The sequence below is a fragment of the Nocardioides aurantiacus genome (assembly GCF_003752505.1).
In the GTDB taxonomy this organism is placed as follows: domain Bacteria; phylum Actinomycetota; class Actinomycetes; order Propionibacteriales; family Nocardioidaceae; genus Marmoricola; species Marmoricola aurantiacus.
This window is the reverse complement of record NZ_RKHO01000001.1, coordinates 3,469,775-3,483,948: the sequence shown is the minus strand read 5'-3', so window position 1 is coordinate 3,483,948 and position 14,174 is coordinate 3,469,775. Positions and strand designations below refer to the sequence as shown.

General features: G+C 69.5%; 10 protein-coding genes. 5 read left to right on the top strand and 5 right to left on the bottom strand.

The genetic code is table 11. The features are described 5' to 3' along the window. Window positions 1-2: 2 nt before the first annotated feature. From EDD33_RS16900 to cysD, 3 genes are all read right to left on the bottom strand, one after another. Window positions 3-632 carry an FkbM family methyltransferase gene (locus tag EDD33_RS16900; RefSeq protein ID WP_170169857.1) on the bottom strand — a complete coding sequence of 210 codons (630 nt, stop codon included), beginning with the start codon at window positions 630-632 and terminating at the stop codon, window positions 3-5. Between the two features lie 92 nt (window positions 633-724). Beyond that, window positions 725-1,975 carry a sulfate adenylyltransferase subunit 1 gene (locus tag EDD33_RS16895; protein WP_123393607.1) on the bottom strand — a complete coding sequence of 417 codons (1,251 nt, stop codon included), beginning with the start codon at window positions 1,973-1,975 and terminating at the stop codon, window positions 725-727. A gap of 77 nt (window positions 1,976-2,052) precedes the next feature. Beyond that, window positions 2,053-2,967, bottom strand: coding sequence for a sulfate adenylyltransferase subunit CysD (gene cysD, locus EDD33_RS16890; protein ID WP_123392164.1), 915 nt, complete (start codon window positions 2,965-2,967; stop codon window positions 2,053-2,055). 256 nt (window positions 2,968-3,223) lie between these two features. Between cysD and EDD33_RS16885 the strand changes: the two genes are divergently transcribed. Continuing rightward, on the top strand, window positions 3,224-5,101 hold the full coding sequence (locus EDD33_RS16885) for a polysaccharide biosynthesis protein (protein ID WP_123392162.1): 1,878 nt from the start codon (window positions 3,224-3,226) through the stop codon (window positions 5,099-5,101). 7 nt (window positions 5,102-5,108) lie between these two features. Here the strand turns inward: EDD33_RS16885 and EDD33_RS16880 are convergent, their stop codons facing one another. Further along, window positions 5,109-6,596, bottom strand: coding sequence for a tyrosine-protein kinase domain-containing protein (locus EDD33_RS16880; protein WP_123392160.1), 1,488 nt, complete (start codon window positions 6,594-6,596; stop codon window positions 5,109-5,111). A gap of 205 nt (window positions 6,597-6,801) precedes the next feature. On the opposite strand from EDD33_RS16880, the gene EDD33_RS16875 reads away from it, so the two are divergent. The 4 genes from EDD33_RS16875 (at window position 6,802) to EDD33_RS16860 (ending at window position 12,671) form a co-directional block, all read left to right on the top strand. After that, the gene (locus tag EDD33_RS16875; protein ID WP_123392158.1) at window positions 6,802-8,520 is read left to right on the top strand and encodes a DUF4012 domain-containing protein; all 1,719 of its coding nucleotides are present in this window, start codon (window positions 6,802-6,804) and stop codon (window positions 8,518-8,520) included. A 48-nt stretch (window positions 8,521-8,568) separates the two neighbouring features. Then, entirely contained in the window at window positions 8,569-9,120 is a 552-nt protein-coding gene (locus tag EDD33_RS16870) for an LPXTG cell wall anchor domain-containing protein (protein ID WP_170169856.1), read from the top strand. A 139-nt stretch (window positions 9,121-9,259) separates the two neighbouring features. Continuing rightward, the gene (locus tag EDD33_RS16865; RefSeq protein WP_123392154.1) at window positions 9,260-10,573 is read left to right on the top strand and encodes a UDP-glucose dehydrogenase family protein; all 1,314 of its coding nucleotides are present in this window, start codon (window positions 9,260-9,262) and stop codon (window positions 10,571-10,573) included. Between the two features lie 100 nt (window positions 10,574-10,673). Beyond that, window positions 10,674-12,671: an HAD family hydrolase gene (locus EDD33_RS16860; RefSeq protein ID WP_148077122.1), complete on the top strand. Its 1,998-nt coding sequence runs from the start codon at window positions 10,674-10,676 to the stop codon at window positions 12,669-12,671. Between the two features lie 29 nt (window positions 12,672-12,700). Here the strand turns inward: EDD33_RS16860 and EDD33_RS16855 are convergent, their stop codons facing one another. Beyond that, window positions 12,701-14,164 carry a sugar transferase gene (locus EDD33_RS16855; RefSeq protein ID WP_123393605.1) on the bottom strand — a complete coding sequence of 488 codons (1,464 nt, stop codon included), beginning with the start codon at window positions 14,162-14,164 and terminating at the stop codon, window positions 12,701-12,703. Window positions 14,165-14,174: the final 10 nt, after the last annotated feature.

The window sequence follows — 14,174 nt, the reverse complement described above, 5'->3', positions numbered from 1 at the left end:
CCTTAACTCCGCCGATCCAACGTGAGATCAACCTGAAGCAGCTGACCAGTGACGGGGTCAGGCAGTGACGGCTCCATGGTGAGCACCCGGAATCCTCGACTTTCCAGAAACTCAAGGGCTTCGCTGAGCAAAAATTCTCCTCCGTATAGTTCAACCAGGGAGACTTCGAGATGGACCGCCGCGATGGTCTCGAGCCATTCGCCGGCACCGAGGAGAACTTGCCGCTCGTATCCCTGGGTGTCAATCTTCAGGAGGGTTCGAGCGCCGCGTGGAACGAGGTCTGGATAGACCGAGTCTAGGCGTCGCACCAGGATGCGCTCCGTGTCAACGGGTGTCGAACCAGGATCTATCCGGCTCAGCAACTCGCCCTGTTCGAGTATCGAACTGCTGACTAGATTTCTGGTGACGTGGATATCCAGGTGCTGCTCGACATCGCCGAGCGCATACGGTTGGATCGTCCACTTTTCATCTCGGGCAGCGATCTGGGAGATGACACGTAGGGCGTTGCTCAACGGCTCAAAAGAAACGATGGTGCCGTCGTATCCCAACCTGCGGATCTGGCTGGCGAACTGGCCGGTGTTGGCGCCGACATCGAGCACGAAATCGATCTCTAGGTGACGGATCGCCTGCATACGACTGAACCGAACGATGTCGAATCCCCGACGTCGGAGGAGGTCTCTCGTCACCGTGGTCCAGCCCCGCCTCGTTCGCACTCCGGAGCCCCTCATGCGACCGAGTTGATCATGCCCGCGCCGACGGTGACCCCGGTGGCCTCGTCGATCAGGATGAACGATCCTGTGGTCCGGTTCTTGGAGTAGGAGTCGCACAGCAGCGGGACCGTGGTGCGCAGCTGGACGCGCCCGATCTCGTTGAGCCCGAGTTCCTTCGTCTCCTGGTCGCGGTGGAGGGTGTTGATGTCCAGGCGGTACTGGATGTCCTTGACCAGCGCGCGACCGGTGCGGGTGGTGTGCTTGATCGCCAGCTTCTGTCGCGGGTGCAAAGGCTGGTTGGTCATCCAGCAGACCATCGCGTCGATGTCCTGGCTGGCCGACGGTGCGTTGTTGACCCGGGCGATCATGTCGCCGCGGCTGACGTCGACGTCGTCCTCGAGCCGCACCGTGACCGACATGGGCGGGTAGGCCTCGGTGATCTCGCGGTCGAAGAGGTCGATGCCGGCGATCCTGGAGGTCATGCCGCTGGGCAGCACGACCACCTCGTCGCCCGGCTTGAGCACGCCGCCGGCCAGCTGGCCGGCGTACCCGCGGTAGTCGTGGAACTCGTCGGACTTGGGTCGCACGACGTACTGCACGGGCAGACGGGCGTCGATCAGGTCGCGGTCGGACGCCACGTGGACGTTCTCGAGGTGGTGCATCAGGGACGAGCCCTGGTACCACGGCATGTGCTCCGAACGGGTCACGACGTTGTCGCCCTTGAGCGCCGAGATCGGGATGATCTCGAGGTCGGGGATCGAGAGCTTGGTGGCGAACGCCGTGAACTCGCGCCGGATCTTGTCGTAGACGCCCTGGTCGTAGTCGACGAGGTCCATCTTGTTCACCGCCAGCACCATGTGCGGCACCCGGAGCAGCGACAGGATCACCGCGTGACGGCGGGACTGCTCGGTCAGGCCCTGACGGGCGTCGACCAGCACCAGGCCGAGGTCGGCGGTCGAGGCGCCGGTGACCATGTTGCGCGTGTACTGCACGTGACCGGGCGTGTCGGCGATGATGAACTTGCGTCGCGGAGTGGCGAAGTAGCGGTAGGCCACGTCAATCGTGATGCCCTGCTCGCGCTCGGAGCGGAGTCCGTCGGTCAGCAACGCGAGGTCGGTGTAGTCGTAGCCCTTGGACTGGCTGGTGGCCTCGACAGCTTCGAGCTGGTCGCTGAAGATCGCCTTCGAGTCGAGCAGCAGCCGTCCGATGAGGGTCGACTTGCCGTCGTCGACGGAGCCGGCGGTGGCGAAGCGCAGGAGGTCCATCTGGCCGACGCCGAGGTCCTCTAGCGTGGGGTCGCTGGTCTCGACGGGCTCGACCGGCGAATCAGTGTTGCTGGCCATCAGAAGTAGCCCTCCTTCTTGCGGTCTTCCATGGCGGCCTCGGAGAAGCGGTCGTCGCCGCGCGTGGCTCCACGCTCGGTCACCGTGGCGATGGAGACCTCCTCGATGATCTTCTCGATCGTGTCGGCCTCGGACTCGACGCACCCGGTCAGCGTGAGGTCGCCGACGGTGCGGAAGCGCACCGTCCTCTCCTCGACTGTCTCGTTGCCCTTGGTCGGGTTGAACTCGCTCTCGGAGAGCCACATCCCGTCGCGCTGGAAGACCCGGCGCTGGTGGGAGAAGTAGATGGACGGGATCTCGACCTTCTCCTGTGCCAGGTAGTGCCAGATGTCGAGCTCGGTCCAGTTCGACAGCGGGAAGATCCGCATGTGCTCGCCGCCGTGGATGCGACCGTTGTAGAGGCTCCACAGCTCGGGACGCTGGTTCTTGGGGTCCCACTGGCCGAAGTCGTCGCGGTGGGAGTAGACGCGCTCCTTGGCTCGGGCCTTCTCCTCGTCGCGGCGTCCGCCACCGAAGGCGGCGGTGAAGCCCTCCTCCTCGATGGCGTGGAGCAGGGTGCCGATCTGCAGCCGGTTGCGGCTGGTCTTGCCGTCGTCGACGACCACCTTGTCGGCGATGGCCTGCTCGACGCTCGCCACGATCATGCGCACGCCGAGCCGCTTCACCCAGTTGTCGCGCGTCTCCAGCACCTCGGGGAAGTCGTAGCCGGTGTCGATCTGCAGCACGGGAAACGGGATCTTCGCCGGGTAGAAGGCCTTCTCCGCCAGCCGGAGCATGACGATGGAGTCCTTGCCGCCGGAGAACATCAGCACCGGCTTCTCGAACTCGGCCGCGACCTCGCGGAAGATGTGGATCGACTCAGCCTCGAGCTGGTCGAGCTGGCTCAGGCGGTAGTCGGCGTGGGGCTGTGACATCGGGCGTGGATGCCTCTCGTCGGTGATGGGCAGCCCACATCGTATCCACGGCGCGGCGGCCGCTCCCGCAGCCCGAGCGGAATGAGACCAAAGTCGATCGACTCGGTCTGTCTGGGGCAGTCGGACCCGTTTCGGCACTCATCCGCGTACTCACGCTGCACATCAGTGCAACAGCGGGTAAGTTCCTCCTGCCGTCTGCCGCCGGTCGCGGGTGCGCCCGTGCGAGGTGGCGCACTCCGTCATCCCGGGAGCTCTCGTGCAGGACGCCTTCAGCCGCATCCGTCAGACCCGGACGCTGGTGCTCGTCACCTACGACTCGGTGTCCTGGCTGGTCGCGTTCGCCGCCATGGCGCTGCTCCAGGTGGCGGTGGGCTACAGCCCGACGTTGGTGCTGCCTTCCGCTCTTGTACTCGGAGTGTCCTGCGCGATCGCCTACGTCGGGATCGGGCTGCCGCTCCACCTGCACCTCGGTCGCTCGCCCGTCGGGTCCTTCGCCGATGCCGTGCTGGCAAGCCTGGTGAGCGGCCTCGTCGGTCTCTTCGTGGTGACCGTCAACCTCGCGGTGGGCGCGCCGGCGCGAGTGTCGCTGACGGTCACCGCGTCGATGCTGGCCTTCGTGCTCGTCGTCGGAGGGCGGGCGGCGTACCGCCTGCTGCGCGACTGGAGCGACGTACGCCGCCTCGTCGACCCGGCCACTCGGGAGCCCGTCGTCGTCATCGGCGCCGGCAACGGCGCGGCACAGCTGGTGGCCTCGATGCTGCGCGACCCCGACTGCGGGTGGCGCCCGGTGGCCCTGGTCGACGACGACCCCCGGAAGTCGCACCGGCGCCTCAGCGGTGTGCCGGTGGTGGGCTCCGCCTTCGAGTTCGTCGAGGTCGCCCGTCGGGTGGGGGCCACGACCGCCATCCTGGCCATCCCGAGCGCACCCTCCGAGCTGGTGTCGGTGGTCAGTCGCCTCGCGACCGAGAGCCGCATCGACCTCAAGGTGCTGCCGAGCGTCAGCAACCTGCACAACCCGGCGCACGTCAACATCAGCGACGTCCGCGACATCGACGTGACGGACTTCCTCGGCCGGCAGCCGATCGAGACCGACGTGGAGTCCATCGCCGACTACCTGACCGGCAAGCGCGTGCTCGTCACGGGTGCGGGCGGCTCGATCGGGTCGGAGCTGTGCCGGCAGATCGCCAAGTTCGGCCCGTCGGAGCTCATCATGCTCGACCGCGACGAGAGCGCGCTCCACGCCGTCCAGCTCTCCATCACCGGCCGGGCCATGCTCGACTCCGACGACACCGAGCTCGGCGACATCCGCGACGAGCGCTACGTCAAGGCGCTGTTCGCGCGCCGGGCGCCGCACGTGGTCTTCCACGCGGCCGCGCTCAAGCACCTCCCGTTGCTGGAGGCTGCCCCGGGTGAGGCGGTCAAGACGAACGTCTGGGGCACCCAGCACGTCCTGGCGGCAGCCGTGGCCACGGGGGTCGAGCGGTTCGTCAACGTCTCGACCGACAAGGCGGCCAACCCCTGCAGCGTCCTGGGCTACTCCAAGCGCCTCGCCGAGGGCCTCACGGCTGCAGCGGCCCGGGACGCCGAGGGCCTGTTCATGAGCGTGCGCTTCGGCAACGTGCTGGGAAGTCGGGGCTCGGTGCTGACGACCTTCACGGCCCAGATCGCCGCCGGGGGCCCGATCACGGTGACCGATCCCCGCGTCACGCGCTACTTCATGACCATCCGGGAGGCGGTGCAGCTGGTCATCCAGGCCGGCGCCATCGGCTCGCGCGGCGACGTCATGGTGCTCGACATGGGGGAGCCGATCGCGATCCGCGACGTCGCGCAGCAGCTGATCGCGTTGTCCGGGAAGCAGGTGGACGTCGTGTTCACAGGTCTCCGGGAGGGCGAGAAGATGCACGAGGAGCTCTTCGGCGACGACGAGCTCGACGTCCGCCCGCAGCACCCCCTGATCTCGCACGCAGCGGTGCCCGACTTCTCGCCGGTGACGGCCGAGGGGCTGGACCCCTACCAGGCGCCCTCGGTGGTCTCGCGGACCCTGGCCCAGGCCTGCGCCGGGATGCGTGACGACCTCGCGCGCCGGTCGGCGACCACCGTCGTGACCGGCCGGAGCGAGCCGCCGCAGGGGTGACGGGGGGTCAGGACATCGCCGAGGTGGTCGCACCCTCGTCGTTGTGGCGGCCCCCCTGGCCGGACTGACGGCGCTGACGCCGCTGGTCGCGACGCTGCCGCCAGGTCAGCCGGCCGCGGGTCGAGCTCGTGGCCTGGTCGGGTCCGTAGCCGTAGCCGTAGCCGTAGCCGTAGCCGTAGCCGGCGCCGCGCTCAGGGATCATGTTGAAGACAATTCCCAGCAGCTTGGCGTCGACGCTGCCGAGCCGGTCGGCGGCGCCCCGGAGCTGGTCCTTGGTCGTCCGGCCGTAGCGCACGACGACGACGGCGCCGTCGGCCTCCGACGCCAGCAACGCCGCGTCGGTCACGGGAAGCAGCGGTGGGGCGTCGATGACGATGACCGCGAAGCGGTCGCGGAGTTGGTCGAGCAGCTCCTGCATGGCGCGCGACTGCAACAGCTCAGCGGGGTTGGGCGGGATGGCCCCGGAGGTGATCACGCTGAGTCCGGAGTCGGCGTGCATCTGGAGTGCGTCGTCGATGCTGGCTTGGCCGGCCAGGATGGTGGTCAGGCCCACGCTGTCCACGAGGCCCAGCAGGTTGGAGACCTGCGGGCGTCGCAGGTCGGCGTCGATGAGCAGCACGTTGCGGCCGGCCACGGCGAAGGCGAGTGCGGAGTTCGTCGACGTCGTGGACTTCCCCTCGCCGGGCACCGAGCTGGTGACGACGAAGACCTTGCTGGTGGCGTCGACGTCGAGGAACTCCATGTTGGTGCGGAGCACCCGGAAGGCCTCGACCCGTGGCGAGTGGGTGGGCAGGTCGGTAATCAGCGGCTTGCCGAACACCTGCGGGTCGTAGGAGAGACCCGACAACACGGGCAGGTGCTCCAGTGTCGGCACGTCGTCGATGGCCTTGACGCTGGTGTCGAGCAGCTCGCGCGTGACGGCCAGACCCGTCCCGAGGAGCAGGCCCAGCACCAGTGCCAGGCCCAGGTTGCGCGTCGGCTGTGGGGACACTGCGGTTTCGGGCAGCTGTGGTGTGTCGACGACGGTGGCCTTAAGGGTGGCGACTCGCCGTCCCGGTGGTGTCTCGAGCTCGCGGATCACGTCCTGGATCTGCACCATGAGCGCCTCGTTGATGCGCTGGGCCTCGAACCGGTTGGGGTCGCGGACCGAGACCTGCAGGAGCACGGTCTCGGGCACGACGGCGGCCGAGATCCGCGAGGCGAGGGTTTCGGCACTGACGTCGAGCTGGAGGTCGTCGACCACCCGCTGGGCGACGTCGACCCCGTTGACGACGTCGGCGTAGGAGGCCACCCGCTGCTGGCTGAAGAGCCCGCCCTGGTAGGCGTCGGAGGACGAACCGGAGGCAGACGTCGAGATGAACACCCGGGCCGTCGACTCGTACTGGGGGGTTGCTTGGGCGGTGAACACCGCGGCCAGACCCAGTGCGGTGAGCGTGCTGAGCAGGATCAGCACCCAACGGCGCCGGGCGATGCGGAGGTAGTCGCGCAACTCCACGAAGGTCCCTTCGACATCCGCCCGCCGGTCGGACGAGCGGGCTCACCCTACGACAGAAGAAGAACGTGGACAGGTCGACTCCCGCAGGCCGAACACGTTGACCTGGTGGTGACCTCGGCTCGTCTACGCTGCGCTGGTGGCTGCCTCCCGTCGACGTCCTCGACGCTCGAACGGACCCCATCGGGAGCGCGGCTGGGGCCGCCCCGTGGTGCGGGTCGTCCTGGGGCTGGTGGTCCTGGTGGTGCTGCTCGCGGGGTTCATGGCCTGGCAGGCGTTCTCGGCCTACCGGTCCGCGCAGCAGGCCAACACCGCCATCGGCGACTTCCGGGTCCGGCTCCTCGACAGGGACGTGCCGGGTGCGAAGAAGGCGTTGTCCCGCGCGCAGGACGAGACGGGCAACGCGAGGGCGGCGCTCGGAGGCCCGCTCTGGGGCGCCGCGTCGACCCTGCCCTCGATCGGTGACGACGTCGACGCCGCGCGTCGACTGACCGCGACCACGGACGACGTCACCCACGGCGCGCTCCCGGCGGTGATGACCGCGCTCTCCTACGTCGACCCGGCGGACATCGGGCTCCAGGGCGGCCGCGTCGACCTGGCCCCGCTCCGCGAGGCCAGCGGACAGCTGACACGAGCCGCGGTGCTGCTCGACGACGCCGACCAGGACGCTGCCGCGATCCGTGCCGAGGGTCTGACGCCGGCCCTGCGTGACCGGGTGGTCGACACGCAGGACCTGCTGGGCCGCAGCTCCCGCCTGGCACGCACCGTCTCGCTCGCGGGAAGGTTGCTGCCCGACATGCTCGGGGGGAGTGGGCGCCGCACCTATCTCCTCCTCGCGCAGAACACCGCAGAGCAACGGTCGCTCGGCGGCATTCCCGGAGCCATTGCAGTGCTTCGTGCGGAAGACGGCCGTCTGGAGCTGGTCCGCCAGGCCACCGCGGGCGACGTCGGTGAGTTCGAGCGGCCGGTGCTGCCGCTCTCGATGGCGGAGGAGGGACTCTACGGCCCAGGATTGGGCCGCTTTCCCGCCAACGTCACTGATTCACCCGACTTCCCCCGAGCCGCCGAGCTGATCACCGAGATGTGGCAGCGCCGCTTTGGCGAGACCATCGACGGGGTGGCCGCGGTGGATCCGTGGGCCCTGCAGTTGCTGCTCGGGGCTGTAGGTCCTGTGAACACCGACGCTGGCCGGCTGACGGGCCGCAACGCGGTGCAGAAGCTCCTCGTCGACGTGTACCGAGACGTTCCTGATCCGGACCAGCAGAACGAGGTCTTCGCCCAAGCGGCTCGTCGGGTCTTCGATCGGGTGCGGACCTTTCCCGGCGATCCTGCGGCGCTCACCGCGGTTTTGGCGGAGGGGGTGGAGCAGCGCCGCATCATGGTCTGGTCTGCGCGCAGGAAGGAGGAGTCGATCCTGGAGGACACCGAGCTCGGGCAGACCTTGCGCGATCCCACCCCGGACTCACCGCGCTTCGGTGTCTACCTCCACGACCGGATCGGCTCGAAGACCAGCTCCTACCAGCGGGTGCGTATCACCACCGAGCCCGCAAGCTGCGGCACCACGACATCGGCCACGATGAAGGTCCAGCTGCGGTCCGCGGCCCCGCTCAACCGGGACCTGCCCCCGTCCGTGACCGGCATCGTCGGACGGTCGCGACCGGGTGATCTGCGCATCCAGGTCGTCGCTTACGCGCCTCCCGGATGGGCCATCACCGGCGTACGAGCCAGTGACGGACGTCGTGACCTCATCACCTACAAGCACGACGGACTCCAAGCCGGGACGCGGGACTTCACCCTCGCCCCGGGCCAGACCAAGTCCCTGACCCTGACAATGGCGGGCCAGCCCATCTCATCGGACTTCGCGGTTCGCTATACGCCCGGCACCAAGCCTGCTAACGTCCGCGTCGAGGGATCAGGCTGCTCTTAGCACGAACTCTCGGATCTCTGACCCCCGACACACTCTTGGGAGATGACCATGAAGGTCACCCGCCTCATCGCGCTCCTCGTGGCCGCGTTCTTCGTCCTCCTCGCGCCGACGGCCGCCCAGGCCGTCTCCTACCCCGGCGAGGAGGGTGGCGTCTCCGCCACCCCGCCCGCCCCGTCCGGCAACGGTTGCTACACCTCGCAGGTGACCGTCGAGGGCGTCGCAGGTGAGACCCTCACGCTCGTCGTCATCGACGCCGACGGCAACGAGGTCTTCAACGAGGACCAGGCCGCCGGCCCCGACGGGACCGCGACCTTCACCGTCGAGCTCTGCGAGCCCGGCAGCTACCTCGCGAGCGGCAGCGGCTCGGAGAGCGGCGAGCTCGGCAGCACCGAGATCACCGTTCCCCAGGGCAGCCAGGGTGGCGGTGGTGACTCCGGCGACGGCAGCACCCCGACCACCGGCTCCAGCACCGGTTCGGGCTCGGGCAACCTGCCCGCGACCGGCGCCGACTCCGGCACCATGCTGACCCTGGCTGGCGCCCTGGCGCTGCTCCTGGTCGGTGGCGTCACCCTGGTGGCCGCCAAGCGCAAGGCGCTCTGACCCACCCCAGCTCCACACCACGGACGCCGCGGCCCACCGGGTCGCGGCGTTCGTGCGTCTCCGGGTGGTCACCCGATGGTCATGCGTCGCTCAGGCTCCCGCCGGGTGCGGGGGGACAGCTGGCACCTAGGATCGCGACGTGCTGATCTCCGTCGTCGGTTGTGGCTACCTCGGCGCTGTCCACGCCGCCTGCATGGCCGAGCTGGGACACGAGGTCGTCGGCCTCGACGTCCTGCCGGCCCAGGTCGAGGCGCTGTCCGCCGGACAGGCGCCTTTCTTCGAGCCGGGGCTGCCCGAGATCCTCTCCTCGGCCGGTGCCAGCGGCCGGCTCCGCTTCACCACCGACCCGACTGCGGTCGCCGGCGCCCGGGTCCACTTCGTGTGCGTCGGCACCCCGCAGCGCTCGGGCGAGATGGCCGCCGACCTGACCTACGTCGACGCCGCCGTCGAGTCGCTGCTGCCCCACCTCGCGCCCGGTGACCTCGTCGTCGGCAAGTCCACCGTGCCCGTCGGCACCGCCGAGCGGCTGGCCCGCCGGGTGCACGAGGTGCAGCCCGAGGCCGAGCTGGTCTGGAACCCCGAGTTCCTCCGCGAGGGCAAGGCCGTCCAGGACACCCTGCACCCCGACCGCATCGTCTACGGCGTCGCCGACGGCCCCGCGGGGGAGCGGGCCGTGACGGTCCTGGACGAGGTCTACGCCAGCGCGATCGCCGAGGGCAGCCCCCGGCTCGTCGGCGACCTCGCGACCGCCCAGCTGGTCAAGGTCGCCGCCAACTCCTTCCTCGCCACCAAGATCTCCTTCATCAACGCCATGGCGGAGCTGTGCGAGGCGTCGGGAGCCGATGTCACCTTCCTGGCCGACGCCATCGGCCTCGACGAACGCATCGGCCGGAGCTTCCTCAACGCCGGCCTCGGGTTCGGTGGTGGCTGCCTGCCCAAGGACATCCGCGCCTTCATGGCGCGGGCGGGCGAGCTGGGCGTCGACCAGGCGCTGAGCTTCCTGCGCGAGGTCGACGCCATCAACATGCGTCGTCGGGTCCGGATGGTCGACCTGGCCCGCGAGGAGCTGGGTGGGTCGATCCAGGGACGCCGCATCGCGGTGCTCGGCTCGTCGTTCAAGCCCGACAGCGACGACGTGCGGGACTCGCCCGCCCTGAGTGTGGCCGCCCAGATGTCGCTCCAGGGGGCGTCCGTGGTCGTCACCGACCCGCAGGCCATCGAGAACTCCCGCCGCAAGTGGCCCGACCTGGTCTTCGCCGAGGACGTCGACGACGCGCTCACCGGGGCCGAGCTGGTGCTCGTGCTCACCGAGTGGCAGCAGTACGTCTCCCTCGACCCGACCCACGTCGCCGGGCTCGTGCGGGACAAGCGGGTGCTCGACGGACGCAACTGCCTCGACGCCGCTGCCTGGCGGGCCGCCGGGTTCAGCTATCGGGCACTGGGCCGACGCTGAGTGGCGCACGGCGGTCCTGCGCCTGTGTGGTCACCGTCGATGCAGTAGGCAATGCTGGACCCATACTTCCCTTCGTCCTGACGGAGCCCGTGTGATGGCCGTGACCACCTCGTTCGATGTCTTCGACACCGTCCTGACCCGACGCGTGGGTGATCCGGACGCCGTGTTCGGGCTGGTCGCGGACCGCCTCCGGCGTCAGGGCGTGCTGGTGGTCGACCCGCACGTGTTCGCGCTTGCCCGTCGACGGCACGAAGGGGCTCTGACGCGGCTCCTGGGGCGTCACGCGACCCTCCACGAGATCTACAGCGCGGTGGCCGAGGCGCTGGTCGTCGACGAGGCGGAGGCAGCGCGCTGGGTCGATGCCGAGGAGACGGTCGAGCGCGAGCTGGTCGTGCCCGCCCCAGGTGTCGCCGAGGTGGTGGTGGCAGCACGCACCGCGGGAGCCGTGATCTTCGTCTCCGACACGCCGCACCGTGAGGCCTTCGTGAAGGAGCTGCTCCTGCGTCACGGCTTGGCCCGGGAGTCGGACCGGGTGTTCACCTCGAGCGAGCGGGGTGTCAGCAAGGCGCACGGCGGTCTGTTCACCCTGGTGGCCGAGCAGCTCGGTCAGCATGACGTCGTGCACCACCACGGTGACCACCCACGCAGCGACGTCGCGGCGGCACGGATCGAGGGGTGGTCGTCCTCCTGGAAGCCGCAGGGGCGGCTCAACCGCTACGAGAGGTTGCTCGAGGGCAGCGCAGCCGACAGCGCCGGGATGACGTCGCTCATCGCGGGCGCCTCGCGCCTGTCGCGCCTGGAGGCGCTCCGCCGAGGTGCACCGCCCGCCCAGGCCGAGGTCGGTGCCGGCCCCCTGGGCGCCATGCTCGTCGGCTTCGCCAGCTGGGTCGTCGACCAAGCGCGTCTGCGCGGCGTCCGGCGGCTGTACTACGTGGCCCGTGACGGGGAGTCCATGCTGGCCGCGGCTCGTCCGATCGTCACCCGGCTCGCCCCCGAGCTCGAGCTCCGCTACCTCCACGCCTCGCGTCGGCCGTGGGTCTTCGGGGCGTCCGCCACCCATGACGAGCTGTTGGCCCGCTGGGTCGATGCCGGCGTCGACTACACCGCCAGGACGTTGCTGGCGCGGGTGGACCTCGATCCGTCCGAGGTCTACGACCTCGTCGGCCTCGACTGCTGTCTCGCCGACCGAGCAGACCTCCCGCTCAACCTCGAGGAGCGACAGCAGCTGGCTGGCGCACTGCAGTCCGAACCGCTGGTCTCCGAGGTACGCAGGCGCGGCCGGCAGATGGCGGACCGCAGCATCGCTTACCTCCGTCAGGAAGGTCTGGCCGACGGTGTCCCCAGCGCACTCGTCGACGCGGGGTGGGGCGGATCAGCCGCCTTTGCGGTCGACCACCTGGTTGCCCAGATGGGCGGTCACAGGCTGCACCACTTCTACGTGGGTCTGCTCGGCGATCCCGGGGACCTGGCCCGGAGGGGCTCGACCCTCCTGGTGCCGTGGCTCTTCGACGAACCGCGGCACCCACACGCTCTGGATCGTCTTCGGTCCGCGCACACCGTGGTGGAGACGCTGTGCGCGGGGTCGGTCGGGCGCACGCTCGACTATCGGTCGGTGGACGGGAGATGGGAGCCCGTGCTGGAGTCCGAGGTCAATGTGCCGGTCGTCGACTGGGGGCTCGGGGTGGTGCACGGCTGTGCCGTACGCACCGCCGAGCTCGTGGCGGAGGTCCTGCCCCCTGACTCGGCGCACCTCGACGTGGCAACACCCGTCTTGGAGCTCTTGCGCATGTTCTGGGTGCACCCCACCCGGCACGAGGCGAAGGTGTGGGGGGCCTTTCCCTGGCAGGAGGAGATCTGGTTGCCGTATGCCCCTCTGGCCCAGCAGCTGCGCACCCGCCAGGTGGTCGAGAACCTGTGGCGAGGCGAGGGGCGGCTGCGCCGGGTCAACTCGTGGCGCGCAGGCTCCGCCGAAGCCAGCTCGGAACCATGGCGCAGCCTCCTCCGAGGACGGGCGTGGCACCTGGAGAACCGCGAGCAGCTCAGACGCCTTCCTCGCCGTTTGCGGCTGGAGGTGGCGCGCCGACGTAGGTCGTCGTGATCGGGCGTCGCGGTCGCCGGAAAGCTCGCCTAGTAGGCGCCGCGGGAGGCGAAGACGGCGCTGAAGGTGCGGAACAGGATGGTGAGGTCCTGGACCATCGACCAGTTGTCGACGTAGTAGAGGTCGAGGCGGATGGCCTCGGACCACGACAGGTCGCTGCGGCCGGAGACCTGCCAGAGGCCGGTCATGCCGGGTCGGACGCGGAGCCGGCGGGCGACGTCGTCGTCGTACTGCGCGACCTCGTGCTCCAGCGGCGGGCGGGGGCCGACGAGGCTCATGTCGCCCTTGAGGACGTTGACCAGCTGGGGCAGCTCGTCGACGGAGAAGCGACGCAGCCACTGGCCGGGCTTGGTGATGCGGGGGTCGTCCTCGAGCTTGAACAGCCCGCCCTCGTAGCCTGCGGCCGCGTGCAGGTCGGCCAGACGGGCCTCGGCGTCCATCACCATGGTGCGGAACTTCAGGCACTCGAACATGATGTTGTCGCGGCCGGCGCGCGCCTGCCGGAAGAACACCGGACCGCCGTCGTGGAGCTTGACCTTGAGCGCGGCGAAGGCGAAGACGGGCGAGAAGGCTGCCAGCAGGACCAGGGAGCCGACGATGTCGAAGGTGCGCTTCATGCGACGCACGGCCTCGCGGGAACGGGGCTTCTCGAGGTGGACCAGGGGCATGCCGCCGACGGGTCGGATGCTGACGCGCTCGGCGGCCACGTCGGTGACGCTCGGGGCGATGACCACCTCGATGTCCTCGTGCTCGAGGTCCCAGGCCAGGCGGCGCATGTCGGCCGAGGTGTCGAAGGCGCCACCGGCCAGGAACACGACGTCGACGTCGGCCTCGATGGCGACCTCGGCGAGGGACCGGGAGTGCCCCACCAGGGGGACGCCGGAGGCGGTGGCGTCGCGCTCGGCGGTGGCGTTGGGCGTGAGCGCGCCGATGACGCGGTAGCCCAGCCAGGACTCGCGCGCCAGGACCGACGCGATCTCGTCGACGTGGCCCTCGGTGCCGGCGATGAGCACGCGGTGCTGCAGGGCGCCGCGGGTGCGGGCGCGCTGCAGGCTGCGGCGGAGCAGGAGGCGGCCGGTCACGAGCACGGGGACGCCCACGAGGAAGCACAGCAGGAAGAACACCCGCGACAGGGGGAAGCTGGCGAGGTAGCACACCGACGTGACGGCGGCCGCGGTCACGAGGGAGCCGCTGATGACGCGCTTGTACTCGTCGAGCCCCGCGCCGAACACCTGGAGCCGGTAGGCGCCCATCAGGAAGAGCACGGCGACCCAGCCGAACATCATCAGCGGACCGGCGACCTCGAGGGTCGACGTGACGTCGTTGCTGGCGGACGGTCCGGGCAGCGCGATGCTCTCGCGGCCGAGGACGGCGACGAAGACGCTGAAGGTCACGAGCACGAGGTCGAGGCCGAAGGCGACCACGGGGACGTACTTCAATCCGTGGGAGTCGCGTGCGACGCGTGTCGAGCTGTGGACCAGCTGCACAGTCATGAAGATCAAA